The following is a 19,156-nucleotide window of genomic DNA, read 5'->3' as shown; positions in this document are numbered from 1 at the left end:
CTGTCAGCCCAGGGCCTGCTGGAGAGCCGCCAGACCGAACACCAGGAAGAGGCCACCACTGAGCCGGTACAGGAGCCGCTCGTTGACGCGCTGGCCGATCCATTTGCCCGCCCCCACCGCCAGCCAGGTGACCAGAGCGTGACCCAGCAGCGTGCCGGCGAGTAGGCCGGTGAAGCTGAACACCTGGGCTGGTGCCGTGGCCATGAAGATCGTGGTGAATTGGGTGCGGTCACCCAGCTCGGCGACAAACACCAGCACGAAGGCTTCCCAGATCACCGCCCAGGCCGTGTTGACTGCCCGGCTGGTTTCGGCCGCATTGATCGCCTCCTCGGCTTCCACAGCTTCCTCCGAGGCCGCATCCGCCGCCATGCCCTGGGCATCGATCAGCAGCTTGAGGCCAAAGCCGAGAAACAGGGCGGCGGCCAGCCAGGGCACCACGGTGGGTGGCAGCAATTCCCGCAGGCCGTAGCCCAGGGCCAGGGAGATCAGGGTGACTGCCGTGAGGGCGGCAAAGGCCCCGAGAAACACCCAGCGGCCCCGATGGCGCACCGCCAGGATCAGCGCCATAAAAAACGTTTTGTCGCCCAGCTCGGCCAGGGTGATGGCGGTGAGGCTGGAGCCGAAGGCGGCCAGGCTGGGGTCGCTCGAAAGAGTGATGCTCATCCTCTACCCCTACCCCAGCGGTGGGAAAAACGGCGTGAAAGCGGCTACGCCAGTGGTAAATCCATGGCCAGCAGGCACCGGCCCGGGTCTGCAGCAGCCAGCTCAGGCGTCCTCGTCGTCCTCCAGCAGCAGTTGCTGGAATGCGGTGTAAAGGTCGCCGTGGTTAGCGGCCGTGCGGGGATCTGCCCGGCCCACGGTGTTGGCTCCGGTGGGCCTGTTGCGACCCGTGGCGGGAGCGGCGGCGGGGGTGGTGGTGGGGTTGGAGCGCCCCGCGGCCGGTGGAGGGTCCTGCCGGCGGGCTTCCAGCTCCCGCAACCGCTCCATCAGGTGGGGCGGCACCGTGCCATCCGGGCTGACCTGCATCAGTTCGCGAAACAGGGCCTCCGGGTTCTCCTCGACTTCGACGCGATGGCGTTTGTCTGTGGCCTTGGGCGTGCCCTGCTGGGGCGGCGTCGGCGTGGGCAGAGGTTTGGGCAGGCTGCGGCCGAGGGCCTCGAGGCGTTCGCGGCTGCGGGCGTCGAAACTCATGGTTTGGGGGTCAGCTGCAGCCCAGGGAGGAACGGGTGTCGCGGCCGGTGACGGGGTTGGTGCCGCTGGCCACGCCGCAGAGGGTTTTGAGGGCATCGCCCCGCAGCGGCACGTTGGTGAAGTCGGCCCCCTCAATGACCACGTTGGTGAATTTGGTGTTGAAGGCAAAGGCATCTTCCAGCACTGCATTGGTGAGGTTGGTGCCATCGAAGATCGCCGAATCCAAGGTGGCTTCGCGCAGGTTGGTGTTGCTCAGATCGGCGTCCTGGAGCTTGGCGCCGAACAGGCTGGCTCCCTGCAGATCGGAGCCGGCGAAGGTGGCGTCCCGCAGGTTGGTGAGGTTGAACGTGGCGCCGCGCAGATCCTGGTCGTGGAAATCAGCGCCGATCAGCACCTGCTTGGCCACATCCATGGCGGCCATGGCGGGGGCGGGGGCCAGCCAGGCGGTGCCGAGGGTCAGCAGCAGCGCCAGCACCCAGCCAGCCAGGCGGTGTGGGCCACGCTTGGGGGAAATCGGCGGATGCATGGCAACCCTTCAGCTCATCCCAGCCTAAGGAGGGCCATTCCGCCGGGTTGCTCGCCCCCCTTGTGGGAACCCTGAGGCCAGATCGGGGAGGGCCATGCCACGCACCGCCGCACGCCGCCAGGGCGACTGGGCCGAGCAGCGCGCCCTGCGGCTGTTGCAGCAGCGGGGCTGGCGGCTGCTGGCCCGGCAGTGGGTCTGCCGCTGGGGCGAGCTCGACCTGGTGCTGGAGAAGCGGGGGCGACTGCTGCTGGTGGAGGTGAAGGGCCGGCGCCGGCCTGGCCCCGATGGTTGGGGGGTCGGCTCCCTGCGGCGCGGCAAGCGCCAGCGGTTGGAGCGGGCCTGGCATTGCTGGCTCGAGAGCCAGCCAACCTGGGCCGAGTGCCCCGTGGAGATGGTGTATGCCCTGGTGCCCCTCGCCCCGGCGGCCGGCCCGGTGCGCTGGATTCGCCCAGACGGCTAAGCGGCCACGGCGAATCAGGTCAGGGTGTCGGTGTGGGTGTCGGAGTGGAGCTGGGTGTGCTGACGGGTGGAGCGGGGCTGAACTCCACTGTGCAGAGATAGCGGATGTTGCCGATCCCCACCTCCACCTCCTGGCAGTGTTCGCCGGTGACGACAGCCCCCGGAGGCAGCTGCTGCCGCGCCCGTGCGAGGGCATTGGTTTTGTTCCAGATCGAGGAGGCGGTGGCGCTGCCGGCGTGGGCGGCGGGGGACAGCCCTGCAGTGCCGGCCAGCAGCGATCCGGCGAGCAGCGATCCGGTCAGGAGCAGACGGGCCAGCGCGGGCGTGGGCCGCTGGGCGAGGCGGAGAGGGGAGACAGGCAATGTGGAGCAACTGCAGCGTTATCCATGAGTTTTGCTGCCCACCGCGCCCGCAAGCGTTTCGGCCAGCACTGGTTGGTGGATCAGGGGGTGCTCGGCCGCATCGTGGCGGCCGCAGAGCTCGAGCCCGCCGATCGGGTGCTGGAGGTGGGTCCGGGTCGGGGAGCACTCACCGAGCGGCTGCTGGCCTCGCCGGCGGGGGTGGTGGCAGCGGTGGAGCTCGATCGCGATCTGGTGCACGGCCTGCAGGAGCGCTTTGGCGGCGAGCCGCGGTTCAGCCTCACCCCAGGCGATGTACTGGCGGTTGAGCTGCCGGCAGCCAACAAGGTCGTGGCCAACATCCCGTACAACATCACCGGGCCCCTTTTGGAGCGCCTGGTGGGCCGCCTCGATCGCCCCGTTGCCCGCCCCTACGAGCGCCTGGTGCTGTTGGTGCAGCGGGAGGTGGGGGAGCGCATCCGCTGCCAGCCTGGGTCCAGCGCCTACTCGGCGTTGAGTGTGCGGATGCAGCTGATGGCCCACTGCCGCAGCGTCTGTGCCGTGCCCCCGCGCTGTTTTCAGCCGCCGCCGCAGGTGCACTCCGAGGTGATCCTGCTGGAGCCGTTGCCCGCTGCCCAGCAGCTGGAGCCGCGGCTGGCCCGCACCGTGGAGATGCTGCTAAAGCGTTGCTTTGCCGCCCGGCGCAAGATGCTGCGCAACACCCTGGCCGGCCTGCTGCCGGAAGCCCAGCTGGCTGAACTGGTGGCAGCGGCGGGCATCGACCTGCAGCAGCGGCCCCAGGAGATCGCCCCGTCGGCCTGGGTGGCGTTGGCGGGCGGCTTGAATCAGGCCACCACCGTCACTGCGCCCCCTCCCGCCCATGGCTGACCTGTGCGTGCGGGCCCCCGCCAAAATCAACCTGCACCTGGAGGTGCTGGGCCTGCGACCCGACGGCTTCCACGAGCTGGCGATGGTGATGCAGTCGATTGAGCTGGCGGACACCCTGCGGCTGCGGCCCACCGCCGATGCCCGGATCGGCCTGCGCTGCGACCGAGCAGACCTGCCCACCGATGGCAGCAACCTGATCGTGCGGGCCGGCGAGCTGTTGCGGGCCCGTTCGGGCTTTTCCGAGCTGGGGGCCGAGATTGTGCTCGAGAAACGCATTCCCATCGGCGCCGGGTTGGCCGGTGGCTCCAGCAACGGGGCGGCGGCCCTGGTGGGCCTCAATGCCCTGTGGGGGTTGGGCTTTGATGCCGAGACCCTGCAGACGATGGCCGCCGAGCTCGGATCCGACATGCCGTTCTGCCTCGATGGCGGCACCCAGCTGTGCTTCGGCCGTGGCGAGCGGCTGGAGCCGGTGGAGCAGGCGGAGCCCCTGGGTTTGGCGGTGCTGTTGATCAAGCACCCTGAGGTCAGTGTCAGCACCCCCTGGGCCTACGGCCGCTGCAAGGCGATGCGGGGCGATTTTTACCTCCAGAGCGAGCACGACTTTGAGCAACGTCGTCAGGTGTTGCGCCAGGGGCCGCTGCTGCAGGCCCTGCACCAGGGCGCTGCCCTGCCTGCGCTGCGCAATGACCTGCAGGCCGTGGTGGAACCCGAGGTGGAGAGTGTGCGGCAGGGCCTGGCTCTGCTGCGCCAGGCCGAAGGCCCGCTGGCGGTGGCCATGAGCGGATCAGGCCCGAGCCTGTTTGCTCTTTTCGCCGGCCTCGCCGAGGCGCAGGCGGCCCACGCCGGCCTGGCGACCCAGCTCGAGCAGGCGGGCTTTGAGGCCTGGTGTTGTGGCTTCAGCAATCGAGGTGTCAGCCTGGAGGCGTGAGCGACCCCAATCCCCCGACCGAGCCTGATGCGGCTCCCCGCAAGGGCCCCCTGAGCTTCCTGTCCGGTTCTCTCACCGCCGGGCTGCTGGCCTGGTTAGCCCTCGGCCTGAGCCGCCGGATGGTGACCTACTACGCCCTGCACCCGCCCAGTTACAGCTCTGCCATTGCCCAGAGCATTGCCACCGCCCTCAAGACCCTGATTGTGGGCATGGCCTTCCTGGCCACCTTCAGCTTTGCCTTCATTGCCGTGGGGTTGGCCCTGGTGTTCGTGCGCAGCCTGGTGTCCGGTTCCGGATCAGCCCCTGTGGAGTCGGGTAAAACTCCCTAACCTCCAACCATTGGCGCCGTCCTATGACCCCCCACGACCTTGGTCTGTTGGTGACGCTTTTGCTGCCCGGCATGCTGCTGTCGGTGCTGCTGCTCTCCACGTTCGCTGCCGGGGGCTGAGGCCACTGGCGCCGCTAGCGGCTGAGATAAGTTGGCGGCACCACCGGTCCAGTGCCGGAATCGCCTTCCCGCCGTGGCAGAGACGCTTCTCTTCAACGCCCTCCGCGAGGCCATCGATGAAGAGATGGCCCGCGATCCCCACGTCTGCGTGATGGGCGAGGACGTCGGCCAGTACGGCGGTTCTTACAAGGTGACCAAGGACCTCTACGAGAAGTACGGCGAACTGCGGGTGCTGGACACCCCGATCGCCGAGAACGCCTTCACCGGCATGGCCGTGGGTGCTGCCATGACGGGTCTGCGCCCGATCGTGGAGGGCATGAATATGGGCTTCCTGCTGTTGGCCTTCAACCAGATCTCCAACAACATGGGGATGCTGCGTTACACCAGCGGCGGCAACTACACGATTCCCACCGTGGTGCGTGGCCCCGGTGGTGTTGGCCGGCAGCTGGGGGCGGAGCACAGCCAGCGCCTTGAGGCCTATTTCCACGCGGTGCCCGGCATCAAGATCGTGGCGGTGAGCACCCCCACCAATGCCAAGGGGTTGATGAAGGCGGCGATCCGCGACAACAACCCCGTGCTCTTTTTTGAGCATGTGCTGCTTTACAACCTTTCGGAAGACATTCCCGAGGGCGACTACATCTGCGCCCTGGATCAGGCGGAAGTCGTGCGCGAGGGCAGTGATGTCACGATCCTCACCTATTCCCGCATGCGTCACCACTGCCTTAAGGCTGTGGAGCAGCTGGAGAAGGATGGGGTGAGCGTGGAGCTGATTGATCTGATCAGCCTCAAACCCTTCGACATGGACACCATCACCCGCTCGATCCGCAAAACCCACAAAGTGATCGTGGTGGAGGAGTGCATGAAGACCGGCGGCATCGGCGCTGAGCTCATTGCCCTGATCACCGAGCATTGCTTTGACGAGCTCGATGCCCGGCCGATTCGTCTCTCTTCCCAGGACATCCCCACGCCCTACAACGGCGCCCTGGAAAACCTGACGATCATCCAGCCCCACCAAATCGTCGCCGCGGCCCAGCAACTGCTCGCGGGCCAGATCTGAGATGGCCCGCCAACAGGGGTGGTTTGCCCTGATCCTTGCCCTGGCCATCGCGGCCGGAGCCCTGCTGTTCAGCTGGAACAGCCCCTCCACCCCGCTGGGGCAGCGGCTCGGCCTGGATCTCCGCGGTGGCAGCCAGCTGACCCTGCAGGTGCAGCCTGCCGGAGCCATCACCACCGTCCACAAAGAGCAGCTCGACGCCGTTAAAGACGTGCTCGATCGCCGCATCAATGGGTTGGGCGTGGCTGAGTCGACGCTCCAAACCGTCGGCGACGACCAGTTGGTGTTGCAGCTGCCCGGCGAACAGGACCCCACCCGGGCGGCCACCGTGCTCGGCACCACGGCCCTGCTGGAGTTTCGGGCCCAGAAACCGGGAACGGAGCAGCGCATGCAGGAGCTGCTCACCCTCAAGCGTCAGGCCACGGCCCTGCTGGCGCGCCTGGGCCAGCCCAGCCAGGACAGTGCTCCGTCAACCAGCGATCCCCAGCAGGCAGACCCCAAGCAAACCGACCGCGAGCAGGTGCAGGCCGATCTCCAGCGCATCAACGCTGACATCGTGGCGCTCTTTGAGCCGGCCAGCCTCAGTGGCAAGGATCTCGTGACTGCTGGCCGGCAACAGCAACAGAGTGGACCCGGCTGGGATGTGACCCTCAGTTTCAACAAGGAGGGGGGCGACAAGTTTGCCCAGCTCACCCAGTCGATTGCCGGCACAGGGCGCCTGCTGGGGATCGTGCTCGACGGGCGCTCGATCAGCGAAGCCAGCGTGGGCCCTGAGTTCAAGGCGGCCGGCATCACCGGTGGCTCCGCCAGCATCACCGGCAATTTCAGCGCTGAAGAAGCCCGTGATCTGGAGGTGCAGCTGCGCGGCGGCTCTTTGCCCCTGCCGGTGAAAATTCTGGAGGTGCGCACGATCGGCCCCTCGCTCGGCGCCGAAAACATCCGCACCAGCCTGCTGGCTGCCCTCACCGGCCTGCTGCTGGTGGCCGTGTTCATGGTGGTGGTGTACCGCCTCGCCGGCATCGTGGCGGTGATCTCCCTTTCTCTGTATGGCCTGTTCAATCTGGCCGCCTATGCCCTGATCCCCGTCACCCTGACCCTGCCAGGCATTGCCGGTTTCATCCTGTCGCTGGGCATGGCGGTTGACGCCAATGTGTTGATTTTCGAGCGGGTCAAGGAGGAGTTGCGCGCTGGCAACACCCTCATTCGCTCGATCGACACGGGCTTTTCCCTCGCCTTTTCATCCATCCTTGATGGACAGGTCACCACCCTGATCAGCTGTATCGCCCTCTTCGCTCTGGGCACCGGTTTTGTCAAAGGCTTTGCGGTCACCCTTGGCATCGGTGTGCTGCTGAGCCTGTTCAGTGCTCTCACCTGCACCCGCACGTTGTTACGGGTGCTGATGAGTTATCCAGCCCTGCGCCGGATCGATTACTTCATTCCGCTGGCCCAGCGCTCTGAGCGAGTGGCTTGAGTTGACCATGCCCCCCATCCCTGCCCCTTCCTCCACCAGCCGGCCGATGTTCGCCTTCCGCGTTAACCGTCATCGCCGCCGTCTCTGGCTGCTGTCGCTTGGGGCTGTGGTGTTGAGCATCCTTGGGATGGCCCTCAGCTGGAGCTCTCCGTCGATCCGGGCCCCACTGCGTCCGGGTCTGGATTTCACCGGAGGCACCCAGATCCAACTCGAGCGGATCTGTGAGTCCACTTGCCCCCCACTGACGGTTTCCGCCCTGCAGCGCTCGCTCGCTGCCCTGAAGCTGCCCGCCGATGGCGCCAATCCAGCCCCTGCATTGGCAGGGGCTTCGGTGCAGCTGCTGGATGGCGGCCGCTCCCTGGTGGCGCGCACCCCCAGCCTCAGTCCAGATCAGGCCCAGGTGGTGTTGCAGGCGCTCCAGGATCAGGTGGGCGAAACGGTGCCAGGTGGTTTGTCCATCGACACGATCGGCCCCACGCTGGGCTCCCAGTTGCTCAAGGCCAGTTTGGTGTCGCTGCTGGTGAGTTTTGTTGGCATTTCTCTCTACATCAGCTTTCGTTACGACCGCATCTATGCGGCCCTGGCGTTGTTGTGCCTGGCCCACGACGTGCTGATCACCTGCGGTCTGTTTGCCTGGCTCGGTCTGCTGGCCGGGGTGGAGGTGAACAGTCTGTTCGCCGTGGCCCTGCTAACCATTGCCGGCTATTCCGTGAATGACACGGTGGTGATCTTTGATCGGATCCGTGAGAAGCGGAACCAGCTCAAGGACCTCCCCTTGGCGGATCAGGCCGATGAAGCCGTGATCAGCACACTCACCCGCTCCGTCTACACCTCCCTTACCACCCTGCTGCCCCTGATCGCCTTGATCTTCTTTGGCGGCAGCACCCTGTACTGGTTCGCGATTGCCCTGAGTTTCGGCATCCTCGTAGGCGCCTGGTCCAGCATCGGGGTGGCACCCACCCTGCTGCCGGTACTGTTCCGTCGCTGACCGTTCCCTGCGGAGGGTTGGCTGGGCGATGGTCCCCGTATCGCTGGGCCTGCTGGCCCTGTTGGATCTGCGGGTTGAGTTGCAGTTGCTCCTGGAACACTTCACCTTGGCAGGGTTGGGGGCGGCGATCCGCAGCCATCCGCTGGCGGTGGCGGTGTTGCTGCTCCTGCCCTCGCTCCTGCAGCGCTACCGCGGTCGGCCTAAATAGAAAACTGGGTCCAGCGATCCATCACCTCCTTCACCACCACTTCCTCGCAAAGCACCTGCAGCACCACCACCAGGGGCAGGGCCAGCAACACCCCGGGTAATCCGAGCAGGGCCCCTAGGCACAGCTGGGCGGTGAGGGCCACGGTGGGCAGCAGATTCACCGTGCGACGCAGCAGCACCGGTGTCAGCAGAAAGGCCTCGGCGTTTTGAAGCACCAGCCGCAGCACCAGCACCTGAACCATCTTTGCCGGAGAAACCAGCAGGGCCAGGGCCAGGGGCAGCAGGGTGGCGGCGGTGGGGCCGATGGTGGGAACGAAGGTGAGCAGGCCGCAGATCAGGGCGCTCAGCAGAGCCAGGGGCACCCCCAGCAGCGCCAGGCCCGCCCAGGTGAGCAGAAACACGCTCATGGCGGAGAGGGTCATGCCAGCCAGCCAGCCCCCCAGGGCCTGGCGGGATTCGCCCAGCAGGTGGCCCATCTGGGCTCGCCAGAAGCTCGGCGTCAGCGCCACCACCACCTTCTGGTGGCTGCGCGGATCCAGCGCCAGCAGGATGGCCAGCAGCGCCATCAACACCAGTTGGATCGTTGTGTTGGCAGCACCACCGGCAAATCCCAGCAGCTGGCTTCCAAGGGGTTGCAGGCGATCCCAGGTGCCCAGGCCCATCAGCTGACGCTCCAGACCGGGCAGCCACCGCACCTGGCGGGCCAGATCGGCCAACCGTTTGGCCAGGGCCGGCAAGAGCTCCGAGAGTTGGCTGATCTGCTGCAGCAGTTCCGGCAGCAGCAGTTGGCCAAGCAGCCCACCCACCAGCACCAGGGCCACCAGCACCATCACCAGGGCGGTGGGCCGGTTCAGCGGCAGCAGGCGCCGCAGAAGTGTGATGGGCACATCGAGGGCCACGGCCAGCACCACCGCGCCAAACAGCACGAGCAGCACCCAGCGCAGTTCCCAGCTGAGCAACCCCAACACGATCAGGGCCAGAGCCCCCAGCACCGTGCGGCCGTTCATGGGGTCAAGGTGCCAGCCGGTGGCGTTTCCATGGATCCAGGATGTCGTGGATCAGCAGCTCGCGCACGATCACCTGCAGGCACACCGCCAGGGGCAAGGCGAGCAGCAGGCCCAGGGGGCCGAACACCACCGTGAACAGCAGCTGGGCCGTGAGGGTGAGACCAGGCAGCAGCCGCAGTTGGAGGTGCATCACCGATGGGGTGATGAGGTAGCTCTCGAGATTTTGCACGGCGACATAGAGCACCAGCACCGCTGCAGCTTTCCACGGGGCATCCAGCAGGGCCACCGACATCGGAAAGATGGTGCTGAGGGTTGGCCCCACGTTGGGAATGATGTTGAGCAGCCCCGCCAGTAGCGCATTGGCGGCCACCAACTTCACACCCAGCAGGCTCAGGCCGATGGCCGCCAGGGTGCCCACACACAGGGAGCTGATCAGCACTCCAACCATCCAGGCACTCAGGGCCTCGCCGCATTGCACCAGCACCTGGCGGAAACGGCGCCGGTAAAACGAGGGCACCAGCAACACGGCCACCTCGCGATAGGCAACGGGTTGCACTGCCACCATCAGGGCCACGGCAAACACAAACAGGGTTTGCAGCAAGCCGGTGCCAAGACCACCAGCCAGCCCCACCAGTCGCAGGGCGCCGGACCCCAGGCTGCCGCCCAGGCCAGACGACAAGCCGCTGGATGCGCCGCCTCCGCCGATTAAGCCATTCCGCAGCCAGGACAATCCGCCTTCTCGGGTGCCGTAGAGCATCTTGCTCGCCCGAGCCAGGCCATCACGCAGCAGCTCCAGGAGGGTTTCGGCGGCCGCCGGCAACTTGCTCAACAGCTGGCTGAACTGGTCGACGAACGGGGGAATTACCGCCGTGGCCACCACCGCCAGCACCAGGGTCACCGTGCCCAGGCTGAGCAACAGGGCAACTGGACGGGAGCAGCGCAGGCGGGTCTGGATGGCACCCACGAGGGTGCAGAGCGCCATGGCCAAGACCACGGCGGCAAACAGATGCATCAGGCTCTGGCGCAGGTTCCAGAGCAGCACCAGGGCTGCCACCAGCGCCAACAGCCCCAGCCATTGGCCGAATTTCAAAGGATCAGGCCTCGTCCTGCTCCGCCTGATCTTCGCCCTGGTTGTTGGAGAAGCCGAGATCGTGACTGTCGGCGTAACGCTGGGCAAAGCGCATGAAGCGGTCGAAGTCTTCGGTGCTCTTCCAGGTGTAGGTGCACTCGAGGGCGCTGGCCTTGCCATTGACAAACCGGGCCTTCACCTCACGGGTCACCAGCTCGCCCTCCTCATCCACCAGGAACATGCCGGTGATGTCGCCCATGCTCTCGGGGGCGAGGGCGTCGGGTTCTTCGAACACGAACAGGGCCTGGCCGGTGCGGCCATCGCGGGAGCGGGTCAAGCGGATATCGGGCACGACCGGCTCATCCACCCCGCGGAAGAACTGAATGGCGGCGCCCATGGCAAGCGGGGACAAAAATCAATCCTAGGAGCCAGCCTCAGAGTGGACCGCAGTTGCAACACTGCGGTTCGCTGCCTCCTGCAGCAGCCGGCTGGCGGCGGCATCGGCAGCGATTCCCGCCAGGTCGACGCTGGTCAGCACTGGGCTGTCCCGGCGGCTCAGCTCGTGGTCGTAGCAGCGGTCGTAGTAATCCAGCATCTGCACGCAGGCGCCGGCCCAGTCGCAGCGGTCGATCGCTTCCAGGGCCGTGGCGGTGCGCTGGGGGCCCAGCCGTCGGGCGATCCGTTCGGTGGCCTGGCGCAGGGCCTCCTGCCCCTGGTTTCCATACACCGCCACGAGCTGGTCAACCCGCTCCTTCAGTGGGCGCTTGATTTCAATCGCGGGCGCCTCCCCCATCTGGCGCCATAGGCCGGTGGGGATCCGGCAGCGGCCTACCTGGGCGCTTTCTGCCTCGACCCAGATCGGCGCCTGGCCCTCGAGACCCTGCAGGCTGGCCGCAAGACGATTTTCGTAGTGCTCACTGCTGGGTTGGGCCGGCAGCCCCAAGCCGCCAAAACTGCTGCCTCGGTGGTTGGCAAGCCCCTCCAGATCAACCACGGCTGCTCCCTGACGCCGCAGGGCCAGCAGCAGATCGGTCTTGCCGGTGCCGGTGCGTCCGCCCAGTACCAGCAGCGGCCAGGGCCGTTCGAAGGTGTCCAGCACCCAGCGGCGGTAGGCCTTGTAGCCACCCTCAAGCAGCAGCACCGGCAGCTCCAGGGTGCTGGCCAGCCAGGCAACGCTGCCGGAGCGCATGCCGCCCCGCCAGCAGTGCAGCCGCAGGGGTGTGTTGTGCAGACCCAGCCGACGCAGCTCCTGCCCCAGCGCTGCCAACTTGGGCCCCACCAGCTCCAGCCCAAGCTGGATCGCTGCAGGGCGACCTTCGTGCTTGTAGCAGGTGCCCACCTGAGCCCTTTCGTCATCGCTGAACAGGGGCAGGTTGTGGGCGCCAGGGATGTGGCCCTGGGCAAATTCCTGGGGACTGCGCACATCGACGATGGGCCCGCCTGCTGCCAGGAAAGCGGCCACGCTGAGAGGGGGGCTGGCGCCCGGCATCGCTGTTGTGGATCTCTGCTGACATAGTGGGCCCACGCTGGCTCCGCTTCAGGCCCCGACCCCTTCCATGCTTTCCGGTCCTCCGGTCACCGCCACCACTAGCGCCAGCCCCGCGTCTCTGCTTGAGCGCTTCCAGAGCGGCAATCCCCGACAGCGGCGTGCCCTGCTGGCCGCCCTGCAGGAGCAGCGGCAGGCCTTGCGGCCGCTGATCGCCGACCACCTAGCGGCCCTCGATGTCACCGGCGACGACTGGGCCGCCGGTTTCCTGATTCAGTTGTTGCTCGACGAGAGCGACGGCCTGCGGGACGCGTTCCTGGCCCGGTATCCCGAGGGCTGGCTGGCCACGGTGTCGGCGCGAGGACTCGACTACGCGCCGCTGCAACAGGCCCTGATGGCCCAACAGTTTGAGCAGGCCGATCGGATCACCAGCGCCCTGCTGCGGGAGCTGGCCGGGCCGAATGCGGTGCGCCGCGGTTATGTGTATTACAGCGAGGTGCCGCCGATGCCGTCGGCCGATCTCGACAGCCTGGATCGCCTCTGGGTGTGCTTTTCGCGCGGGCGCTTCGGGTTTTCGGTGCAAGGGCGACTGCTGCGCAGCTGCAACGACCGCTGGGAGCTCCTTTGGCCCAAGTTGGCCTGGAAGGAGGGGGGCCTGTGGACCCGCTACCCGGGCTCCTTCCAGTGGTCCATCGATGCGCCCGAGGGGCACATGCCCCTGGTGAACCAGTTGCGGGGGGTGCGGTTGATGGATGCCCTGCTCAGCCATCCCGCTCTGCAACAGCGCATCAACGCCTGAGCCAGGGTGCCGGCTGCGGCGTAGGGTCGAATCGGCTCCTGCGGATCCCAGCCGGATGGCGCTGCGCTGGTCAGATTTCATCACGCCTTCCACCCTGCAGCTCGCTCCGCTGCTGGAGCTGCTGATTGAGCCGATCCGCTGCCTGCAGCTTCAGAGTCAGGTGCAGCTCGGCCTCCAGGAGGCGCTGGTCAACGCGGTACGCCACGGCAATGGTTGCGATCCGGCCAAGTGCCTGCGGGTGCGGCGGATTGAAACCCCGCGCTGGCTGGTGTGGCAGGTGCAGGATGAAGGGCCGGGGCTGCCGCCGGATGCCCGCACCACGTCCCTGCCGGAGCAGCTCGACGCCACCGGCGGACGGGGCCTGTTCTTGATCCACAACTGCTTTGACGACGTGCGCTGGAGCAGCCGCGGTAACCGGCTGCAACTGGCCGTCAGTCGCCAGCGGGCTGCGGTGCTGTCGCCGGTCGGTGGCTGGGGCAACCGGGGTCGCTGAGCTCCCCCCGCAACCAGCCCAGGCCGTGTTCCACCAGTTCGATGGCCTGCAGGCGGGCGGCACTGGCCTGGGGGGCGCCGGGATCATCCCCGCCCAGCAGGAGCACCAGGGCAGCGGCCAGCTGCTCGGCTCCCCGTCGGGGCCGCTGGGCCTTGAGGGCGTGCCAATCGCGATCGCCAATGGCCAGTTGGCGCTGGAGGGCCACGGCCTGATCCAGGGCTCCCTCAGGCCAGCACCGGGATGGCTTGGGCGGCGAGGTGGGCACTGGACGTTTGTTCATGGCAGGCCCCATCCTGATGCCACTGCTGCGTTGCTGTGAGCTGGCCATGCCGAGTCGACCCCTGGGCCACCATCTGGTACGCCAGCCGATCCGGCTGCTGCACCTCTTGGACGGCTTGTTCACCCAGGCCTCGCTGACGCGCCACAGCTCCGGGGTAACCCAGCGGCGCCAGCGCCAGCGTCTTGCCCTGACCCAGCGCCTGCTGGATCCGCTGCCGGAGTCTTTGGCCCCCCCGCACCGGGTGGAGGTGTTGTTCTGGCGTGGGCTGCGCTGGGCGACCGCCGGATTGCTGCTGGCCTGGTTGCTGAAGCGTTAACGCGGTTTACGCGCTGTCCAGATCCGCGTCATGAAGTGGGATTCGGCGGCGACGGCTTCAAATCCTGCCTGCCGCATGCGGCCGTCGATGTCATCGCTGATGTAGTCGCGGTAGTAGGGCTCGTGGAACACGCGCCGGAAGTTTTCCATCGCGGCGCTGAATTGGGGGGAATCGGCCAGCTGCACCGAGTCGGCCAGCACCAGAACTCCGCCGGGCTCGAGCACGCGATAGGCCTCATCGATCACCCCCTGACGGGCATCTCCAGGCAGCTCGTGAAACAGGAAAACGCAGGTGAGGCCCTGGAACGTGCCCTCCGCAAAGGGCATGCTTTCGCCATTGCCCTGCACCAGCTGGGGTAGCTCGCCGGGCAACTGGCTCAGCCATTTGTTCGCCTGGCGCAGGTAGGCCGTGGAGAGATCCAGGCCAACCAGCTGGGCCTGGGGCAGGGCGGCCCGGATCTGGCGCAGGGTGCGGCCGGTGCCGGTGGCCACGTCGAGCACCCGCAGCTGGCCCGCTGGCCGGTCGGCAAAGGCTTTGATGCCCCGCAGCAGTGGCGCCAACACCCGCCGCCGCATCGGATCGGCGGTGCCGTTGAACAGGATCTCCACCTGCAGGTCGTAGAGGGTTGCGGAGTGGTCGCTCAGGTAGCCGTCGGTCTGGTGGTGAAAGTTCTGGAGGTAGTAGTCGGGGTAGGCGTCCGGATCCACATCCTGGGGTAGATCGCGCACGTTGCGCTCGCTGCGGCGGGTCCAGGTGCTGGGCATGTCCAGCCACACCAGCGGGTAGCGGCTGGCCCAGTCGAGCCAAGGGGCATCGAACAGCAACGACGCTGGATACAGACCCTGCTCCGCCTCCTGCCAATCACGCTCGTGCAGGGAGTCCATCGACTGCTTGAGCCGGCCCATCAATTCCGGCGGCACCGGTACGGTTTTCGGGGTGCCATCCGGGGCCAACAACCCCATCAGCCGGGTGCTCACCTCCTTGTGGGTCAAGCCCAGCAAAGCCTTGCCCTGCTGCATGGTTTGGTAGGCCAGCTTGGTGAGCTGATCGGGCATGGCTGGGCAATCGCGTGCTGCCATTCCAGCCGATTGCCCCGGCGAGCGCGAGCAGCGAAGACCTGTGACCCCCCCCTGGTGTTTCCAAGCAACGCCTCGAGACACAGCCCCCATGGCACGCAGCGATCCAGGAAGTCCTCGAATTCCACGCCTGGAGACTGAGCTGAGCGGTGATCGATCTGAGCTGATCAGTCTTCGGAGTCGGCAGGTGCGTTTCGACCATCAAAAAAGCCCCGGCCTTTGGCCAGGGCTCAGGGATTGAGCGCAATGCGACAGAGCCTCGATCAGGCGTCGTAATACATCACGAATTCGTGGGGGTGGGGCCGCTGGCGCAACTGCTGCACCTCCTCGTATTTGAGGGCGATCCAGTTGTTGATGAAGTCTTCGGTGAAGACCCCGCCGGCCAGCAGGTAGTCCTTGTCGGCGTCGAGGGCCTCGAGGGCGCCGTTGAGGGAGGCGGGCACCGTGGAGATCTTGGCCAGCTCCTCCGCCGAGAGTTCAAACAGATCGACGTCGGTGCCATCGCCCGGATCGATCTGGTTTTTGATGCCGTCGATGCCGGCCATCAGCATGGCGGCAAAGCCCAGGTAGGGGTTGGAGAGGGCATCGCCAGAGCGGAACTCCAGGCGCTTGGCCTTGGGGCTGGGGCCGGTGAGGGGGATGCGCACAGCCGCGGAGCGGTTGCCCTGGGAATACACCAGGTTGACCGGAGCCTCGAAGCCCGGCACCAGACGCTTGTAGCTGTTGGTGGTGGGGTTGGTGAAGGCCAGGAAGCTGGGGGCGTGCTTGAGCAGGCCGCCGATGTACCAGCGGGCGGTTTGCGACAGGTTGGCGTAGGTGCCTTCGCCGAAGAACAGCGGGTTGCCACCCTTCCAGAGGCTCTGGTGCACGTGCATGCCGCTGCCGTTGTCGGCAAACACCGGCTTGGGCATGAAGGTGGCCGTCTTGCCGTACTTCTTGGCAACGTTGCGCACCACGTACTTGTAGATCATCACGTTGTCGGCCGCGCTGATCAGCTCGGCAAACTTGATCCCCAGTTCGTGCTGGGCCGTGGCCACCTCGTGGTGCTGCTTCTCGATCGGCACACCCAGGCTGCCCATGGTGAGCAACATCTCGGAGCGCATGTCCTGAAGGGTGTCGTTGGGCGACACCGGGAAGTAGCCCTCCTTCAGCTGGATCTTGTAGGCCAGGTTGCCGCCTTCCTCGTGCCGGGCGGTGTTCCAGGGGGCTTCGATCGAATCGACGCTGTAGAAGCTGCTGCCACTACCGGAGGTGTAGCGCACATCGTCGAAGACGAAGAACTCAGGCTCCGGACCGAAGTAGGCGGTGTCGGCGATGCCGGTAGAGCCGAGGTAATTGAGCGCCTTCTGGGCCAGGGCGCGGGGGCAGCGGGCATAGGGCTGGCCGCTGCGGGGCTCCTGGATCGAGCAGATCAGGCTGAGGGTTTTGTGGCTGTAAAAGGGATCGATCCAGGCGGTGTTCGGATCCGGCACCATCGCCATGTCCGATTCATTGATCGCTTTCCAGCCGCGGATCGAGGAGCCGTCGAAGGCCACACCTTCGCTGAAGGCGGCTTCATCGATCAGGTCGTTGCAGACCGTCAGGTGCTGCCATTTGCCGTGCAGGTCGACAAATTTGAGGTCGATCAGCTCGATGCCCTCGTCTTTGATCTGACGCAGGACCTCTTGGGCTGTTTTGGCCATGACGAACAAAAGAATGGGTGCCGCCCTGATCGCGGCGTGGCGGGACCGTACGGATCGCCCCGGTGCCGCTGTGTATCGCTTGTAACCAAATGGCGGGCAGCGCTTGCGTAACCGTTTCTGTCAACTTCCCCAGAACGCGCCCCTGGCCTGGGATTTGGCCGAATGTGAGTGCTACCTTCCGATGCAGGTGCGTCGATTCGATCCCGCCATGCGCGATGCCATCACTGGTCTGATTGGCCGTTACGACCAGCTCGGCCGCTACTTGGACCGGGACGCGATTGACCGGATCTCGGCCTACTACTCCGAGTCGGAGGTGCGTCTCGCGGCCGTGGAACTGATCAACCGGGAAGCGGCGGCGATCGTGCGGGAAGCGGCCCAGCGCCTCTGGCTGGCAGATCCCGAGTTGATCCTCCCGGGCGGCAATGCCTACACCACGCGGCGGCTTTCGGCCTGCCTGCGCGACATGGACTACTTCCTGCGTTACGCCAGCTACGCCCTGATCGCCGACGACGCTTCGATTCTCAACGAGCGGGTGCTCAACGGCCTGGACGACACCTACAAGAGCCTGGGCGTCCCCACCGGCCCCACCGTGCGCAGCATCGCCCTGATGGCGGATGTGGTGTGCGAGATGTTGCTGGACGCAGGCGTAACCGCCACCAACGTGGTGCGGGTTCCCTTCGAGCATCTCTGTCGTGGGCTCGGCGCCACCAACGTGCGGGCTCGCTAGGCCGTTCGTTGCTGCTTAGGCTCGAGCTATCTGTTCATCCGGTCTTGGTTTCCCTCCCCGTGCTGCCCCCCGTCAATTCCGCCCACCGCCGCACGCTGGGTCCCATCGCCACCCCAAACCGCCTGCTGCTTGGTCCGGGGCCGTCCAATGCCCACCCCACGGTGCTCCAGGCCCTGGCCCGCACCCCGATCGGCCACCTCGATCCGCTTTACGTGGAGCTGATGGGTGAGGTGCAGGAGCTGCTGCGTTACGCCTGGCAAACCGACAACCGCCTCACCATTCCCATGAGCGGCACCGGCAGTGCCGCGATGGAAGCCACCCTGGCCAACACGATTGAGCCCGGCGACACCGTGCTGGTGGCGGTCAAGGGGTATTTCGGTCTGCGTCTCGCCGACATGGCCGGCCGCTACCGGGCCAATGTCGTAACGCTGGAGAAGCCCTGGGGCGAAGCCTTCAGCCTGGCCGAGCTGGAGGAGGCTGTGGCCACTCACCGGCCCAAGATCCTGGCGATCGTCCATGCCGAAACCTCCACCGGCATCTGCCAGCCCATGGAGGGCATCGGCGATCTCTGCCGTCAGCACGACTGCCTGCTTTTGCTCGACACGGTCACCTCGCTTGGGGCCGTCCCCCTTTACCTCGATGCCTGGAAGGTGGATCTGGCCTACAGCTGCAGCCAGAAGGGCTTGAGCTGCCCTCCCGGTCTCGGTCCCTTCACCATGGGGCCCCGGGCCGAAGCCAAGATGATGGCGCGCCAGGGCAAGGTGCCCAACTGGTACCTCGATGTCACCCTGCTCAACCAGTATTGGGGCAGCGACCGGGTGTATCACCACACCGCTCCGGTGAACATGAACTTCGGCATGCGCGAGGCCCTGCGTCTGCTGGCCGAGGAGGGGCTGGACGCAGCCTGGGCCCGCCACCGCAGCAATGCCGAACGTCTCTGGGCTGGCCTGGAGCGTCTCGGCCTTGAGCTCCATGCCCCCGAGCACCTGCGCCTGCCCACCCTCACCACCGTGCGCATTCCGGAGGGTGTGGACGGCAAGGCCTTCACCCTCCACCTGCTCAACCAGCACGGCATCGAAGTGGGCGGCGGTCTCGGCGCCCTGGCGGGCAAGGTGTGGCGCATTGGTCTGATGGGCTACAACAGCCAGCCTGAAAATGTCGATCGGCTGCTCAATCTGTTCGAAACCGAGCTGCCGGCCTTCCGTCCCGCCGGAGCCCCTGCTGCCGTCGCTGTCTGAACCACGCGGCCAGCTGAAGTCCAGCCGGTTCCCCCAACACTCCGCCGATCACCCGCATGTGGTGATGGGCGCTGACGGCGGTGGCAAGGTTGTGGCAACTGCCAAGGGCGCCACGCTTTGGATCCAGTGCTCCAAACACCACGGTGCCCATGCGGGCCTGCACCAGGGCACCGGCGCACATCGGGCAGGGCTCCAGGCTGACCAGCAGGGTGCAGCCGTTGAAGCGCCAGTCGCCCCGCAGGCGTGCCGCCTGCCCCAGGGCCACCAGCTCGGCATGGCCGAGTGGATCGGCGTGGGCCTCGCGTCGGTTGCTGCCCCAGCCAATGCAGCGCCCCGCCTCATCCAGCACCACCGCCGCCACCGGAATCTCCCCGCTGGCTCCCACCCGCTGGCTGTGGCGCAGCAGGCGCTGCATCCATTGCTCATGGGTCCACAACGGCGCGTGCTGCGGCAGGGGCTGGATGACTGGGGATTGGGTGGACTCC

At 66.5% G+C, this 19,156-nt stretch carries 25 protein-coding genes; 13 read left to right on the top strand and 12 right to left on the bottom strand.

All coding sequences use genetic code 11. From position 1 onward, the window contains the following. Positions 1-3: 3 nt before the first annotated feature. The 3 genes from KBY57_RS01740 to KBY57_RS01730 form a co-directional block, all read right to left on the bottom strand. Positions 4-663: a TMEM165/GDT1 family protein gene (locus KBY57_RS01740; protein WP_254994152.1), complete on the bottom strand. Its 660-nt coding sequence runs from the start codon at positions 661-663 to the stop codon at positions 4-6. Between the two features lie 102 nt (positions 664-765). Further along, on the bottom strand, positions 766-1,191 hold the full coding sequence (locus KBY57_RS01735; RefSeq protein ID WP_254994151.1) for a hypothetical protein: 426 nt from the start codon (positions 1,189-1,191) through the stop codon (positions 766-768). Between the two features lie 10 nt (positions 1,192-1,201). Next, complete coding sequence (locus KBY57_RS01730) at positions 1,202-1,717, bottom strand: pentapeptide repeat-containing protein (protein ID WP_254994150.1); 516 nt, start codon at positions 1,715-1,717, stop codon at positions 1,202-1,204. 94 nt (positions 1,718-1,811) lie between these two features. On the opposite strand from KBY57_RS01730, the gene KBY57_RS01725 reads away from it, so the two are divergent. Continuing rightward, complete coding sequence (locus KBY57_RS01725; protein ID WP_254994149.1) at positions 1,812-2,177, top strand: YraN family protein; 366 nt, start codon at positions 1,812-1,814, stop codon at positions 2,175-2,177. A 19-nt stretch (positions 2,178-2,196) separates the two neighbouring features. Here KBY57_RS01725 and KBY57_RS01720 read toward each other — a convergent pair whose 3' ends face one another. After that, complete coding sequence (locus KBY57_RS01720) at positions 2,197-2,538, bottom strand: hypothetical protein (protein ID WP_254994148.1); 342 nt, start codon at positions 2,536-2,538, stop codon at positions 2,197-2,199. Positions 2,539-2,562: 24 nt separating this feature from the next. Here KBY57_RS01720 and rsmA point away from each other — a divergent pair, with 24 nt between their 5' ends. The 7 genes from rsmA to KBY57_RS01685 all read left to right on the top strand — a co-directional run bounded on the left by rsmA (position 2,563) and on the right by KBY57_RS01685 (position 8,499). Further along, on the top strand, positions 2,563-3,402 hold the full coding sequence (gene rsmA / locus KBY57_RS01715) for a 16S rRNA (adenine(1518)-N(6)/adenine(1519)-N(6))-dimethyltransferase RsmA (RefSeq protein WP_254994147.1): 840 nt from the start codon (positions 2,563-2,565) through the stop codon (positions 3,400-3,402). After that, positions 3,395-4,330, top strand: coding sequence for a 4-(cytidine 5'-diphospho)-2-C-methyl-D-erythritol kinase (gene ispE / locus KBY57_RS01710; protein ID WP_254994146.1), 936 nt, complete (start codon positions 3,395-3,397; stop codon positions 4,328-4,330). The genes rsmA and ispE overlap by 8 nt, the downstream gene beginning before the upstream one ends. Beyond that, positions 4,327-4,659 carry a DUF3082 domain-containing protein gene (locus tag KBY57_RS01705; RefSeq protein WP_254994145.1) on the top strand — a complete coding sequence of 111 codons (333 nt, stop codon included), beginning with the start codon at positions 4,327-4,329 and terminating at the stop codon, positions 4,657-4,659. The genes ispE and KBY57_RS01705 overlap by 4 nt, the downstream gene beginning before the upstream one ends. A gap of 192 nt (positions 4,660-4,851) precedes the next feature. Beyond that, positions 4,852-5,835, top strand: coding sequence for a pyruvate dehydrogenase complex E1 component subunit beta (locus tag KBY57_RS01700; protein WP_254994144.1), 984 nt, complete (start codon positions 4,852-4,854; stop codon positions 5,833-5,835). 1 nt (position 5,836) lies between these two features. After that, the gene (secD, locus tag KBY57_RS01695) at positions 5,837-7,303 is read left to right on the top strand and encodes a protein translocase subunit SecD (protein WP_254994143.1); all 1,467 of its coding nucleotides are present in this window, start codon (positions 5,837-5,839) and stop codon (positions 7,301-7,303) included. Between the two features lie 7 nt (positions 7,304-7,310). Next, a complete protein-coding gene (secF, locus tag KBY57_RS01690; protein ID WP_254994262.1) occupies positions 7,311-8,291 on the top strand; it encodes a protein translocase subunit SecF in 981 nt (326 codons plus the stop codon). 28 nt (positions 8,292-8,319) lie between these two features. After that, complete coding sequence (locus tag KBY57_RS01685; protein ID WP_254994142.1) at positions 8,320-8,499, top strand: hypothetical protein; 180 nt, start codon at positions 8,320-8,322, stop codon at positions 8,497-8,499. Here the strand turns inward: KBY57_RS01685 and KBY57_RS01680 are convergent. From KBY57_RS01680 to mnmH, 4 genes are read right to left on the bottom strand one after another with little or no spacing between them, the layout of a single operon-like run. Beyond that, positions 8,492-9,505 (bottom strand): AI-2E family transporter, encoded by a 1,014-nt coding sequence (locus tag KBY57_RS01680; RefSeq protein WP_254994141.1) that lies wholly within the window; start codon positions 9,503-9,505, stop codon positions 8,492-8,494. The genes KBY57_RS01685 and KBY57_RS01680 overlap by 8 nt on opposite strands. A 4-nt stretch (positions 9,506-9,509) precedes the next feature. Further along, positions 9,510-10,595, bottom strand: a complete 1,086-nt coding sequence (locus KBY57_RS01675) for an AI-2E family transporter (protein ID WP_254994140.1) — start codon at positions 10,593-10,595, stop codon at positions 9,510-9,512. Positions 10,596-10,599: 4 nt separating this feature from the next. After that, complete coding sequence (gene psb28 / locus KBY57_RS01670) at positions 10,600-10,971, bottom strand: photosystem II reaction center protein Psb28 (protein WP_254994139.1); 372 nt, start codon at positions 10,969-10,971, stop codon at positions 10,600-10,602. Between the two features lie 24 nt (positions 10,972-10,995). Next, entirely contained in the window at positions 10,996-12,063 is a 1,068-nt protein-coding gene (gene mnmH / locus KBY57_RS01665; RefSeq protein WP_254994138.1) for a tRNA 2-selenouridine(34) synthase MnmH, read from the bottom strand. A gap of 67 nt (positions 12,064-12,130) precedes the next feature. Between mnmH and KBY57_RS01660 the strand changes: the two genes are divergently transcribed. Both KBY57_RS01660 and KBY57_RS01655 read left to right on the top strand, forming a co-directional pair. After that, a complete protein-coding gene (locus KBY57_RS01660; protein WP_254994137.1) occupies positions 12,131-12,859 on the top strand; it encodes a GUN4 domain-containing protein in 729 nt (242 codons plus the stop codon). Between the two features lie 55 nt (positions 12,860-12,914). Beyond that, complete coding sequence (locus KBY57_RS01655; protein WP_094559570.1) at positions 12,915-13,352, top strand: ATP-binding protein; 438 nt, start codon at positions 12,915-12,917, stop codon at positions 13,350-13,352. On the opposite strand, the gene KBY57_RS01650 is transcribed toward KBY57_RS01655, so the two are convergent. Further along, complete coding sequence (locus tag KBY57_RS01650; protein WP_254994136.1) at positions 13,291-13,632, bottom strand: DUF6439 family protein; 342 nt, start codon at positions 13,630-13,632, stop codon at positions 13,291-13,293. The two genes, KBY57_RS01655 and KBY57_RS01650, sit on opposite strands and share 62 nt — an antisense overlap. Between KBY57_RS01650 and KBY57_RS01645 the strand changes: the two genes are divergently transcribed. Then, the gene (locus tag KBY57_RS01645) at positions 13,631-13,948 is read left to right on the top strand and encodes a hypothetical protein (RefSeq protein ID WP_254994135.1); all 318 of its coding nucleotides are present in this window, start codon (positions 13,631-13,633) and stop codon (positions 13,946-13,948) included. The genes KBY57_RS01650 and KBY57_RS01645 overlap by 2 nt on opposite strands. Here the strand turns inward: KBY57_RS01645 and KBY57_RS01640 are convergent. Beyond that, positions 13,945-15,003, bottom strand: coding sequence for a class I SAM-dependent methyltransferase (locus tag KBY57_RS01640; protein WP_254994134.1), 1,059 nt, complete (start codon positions 15,001-15,003; stop codon positions 13,945-13,947). The two genes, KBY57_RS01645 and KBY57_RS01640, sit on opposite strands and share 4 nt — an antisense overlap. Before the next feature lie 284 nt (positions 15,004-15,287). After that, positions 15,288-16,706, bottom strand: a complete 1,419-nt coding sequence (glnA, locus tag KBY57_RS01635) for a type I glutamate--ammonia ligase (protein WP_254994133.1) — start codon at positions 16,704-16,706, stop codon at positions 15,288-15,290. A 208-nt stretch (positions 16,707-16,914) separates the two neighbouring features. Here glnA and KBY57_RS01630 point away from each other — a divergent pair, with 208 nt between their 5' ends. Continuing rightward, the gene (locus KBY57_RS01630; RefSeq protein WP_254994261.1) at positions 16,915-17,433 is read left to right on the top strand and encodes an allophycocyanin subunit beta; all 519 of its coding nucleotides are present in this window, start codon (positions 16,915-16,917) and stop codon (positions 17,431-17,433) included. Between the two features lie 44 nt (positions 17,434-17,477). Further along, positions 17,478-18,671 (top strand): pyridoxal-phosphate-dependent aminotransferase family protein, encoded by a 1,194-nt coding sequence (locus KBY57_RS01625; protein WP_254994132.1) that lies wholly within the window; start codon positions 17,478-17,480, stop codon positions 18,669-18,671. On the opposite strand, the gene KBY57_RS01620 is transcribed toward KBY57_RS01625, so the two are convergent. Continuing rightward, positions 18,604-19,086, bottom strand: coding sequence for a nucleoside deaminase (locus KBY57_RS01620; RefSeq protein ID WP_254994260.1), 483 nt, complete (start codon positions 19,084-19,086; stop codon positions 18,604-18,606). The genes KBY57_RS01625 and KBY57_RS01620 overlap by 68 nt on opposite strands. Positions 19,087-19,156: the final 70 nt, after the last annotated feature.

Source organism: Cyanobium sp. Aljojuca 7D2 (genome assembly GCF_024346415.1).
Taxonomy (GTDB): domain Bacteria; phylum Cyanobacteriota; class Cyanobacteriia; order PCC-6307; family Cyanobiaceae; genus Cyanobium_A.
Note: the sequence above shows the minus strand (reverse complement) of the source record. Positions and strands in the feature narration are given on the sequence as shown.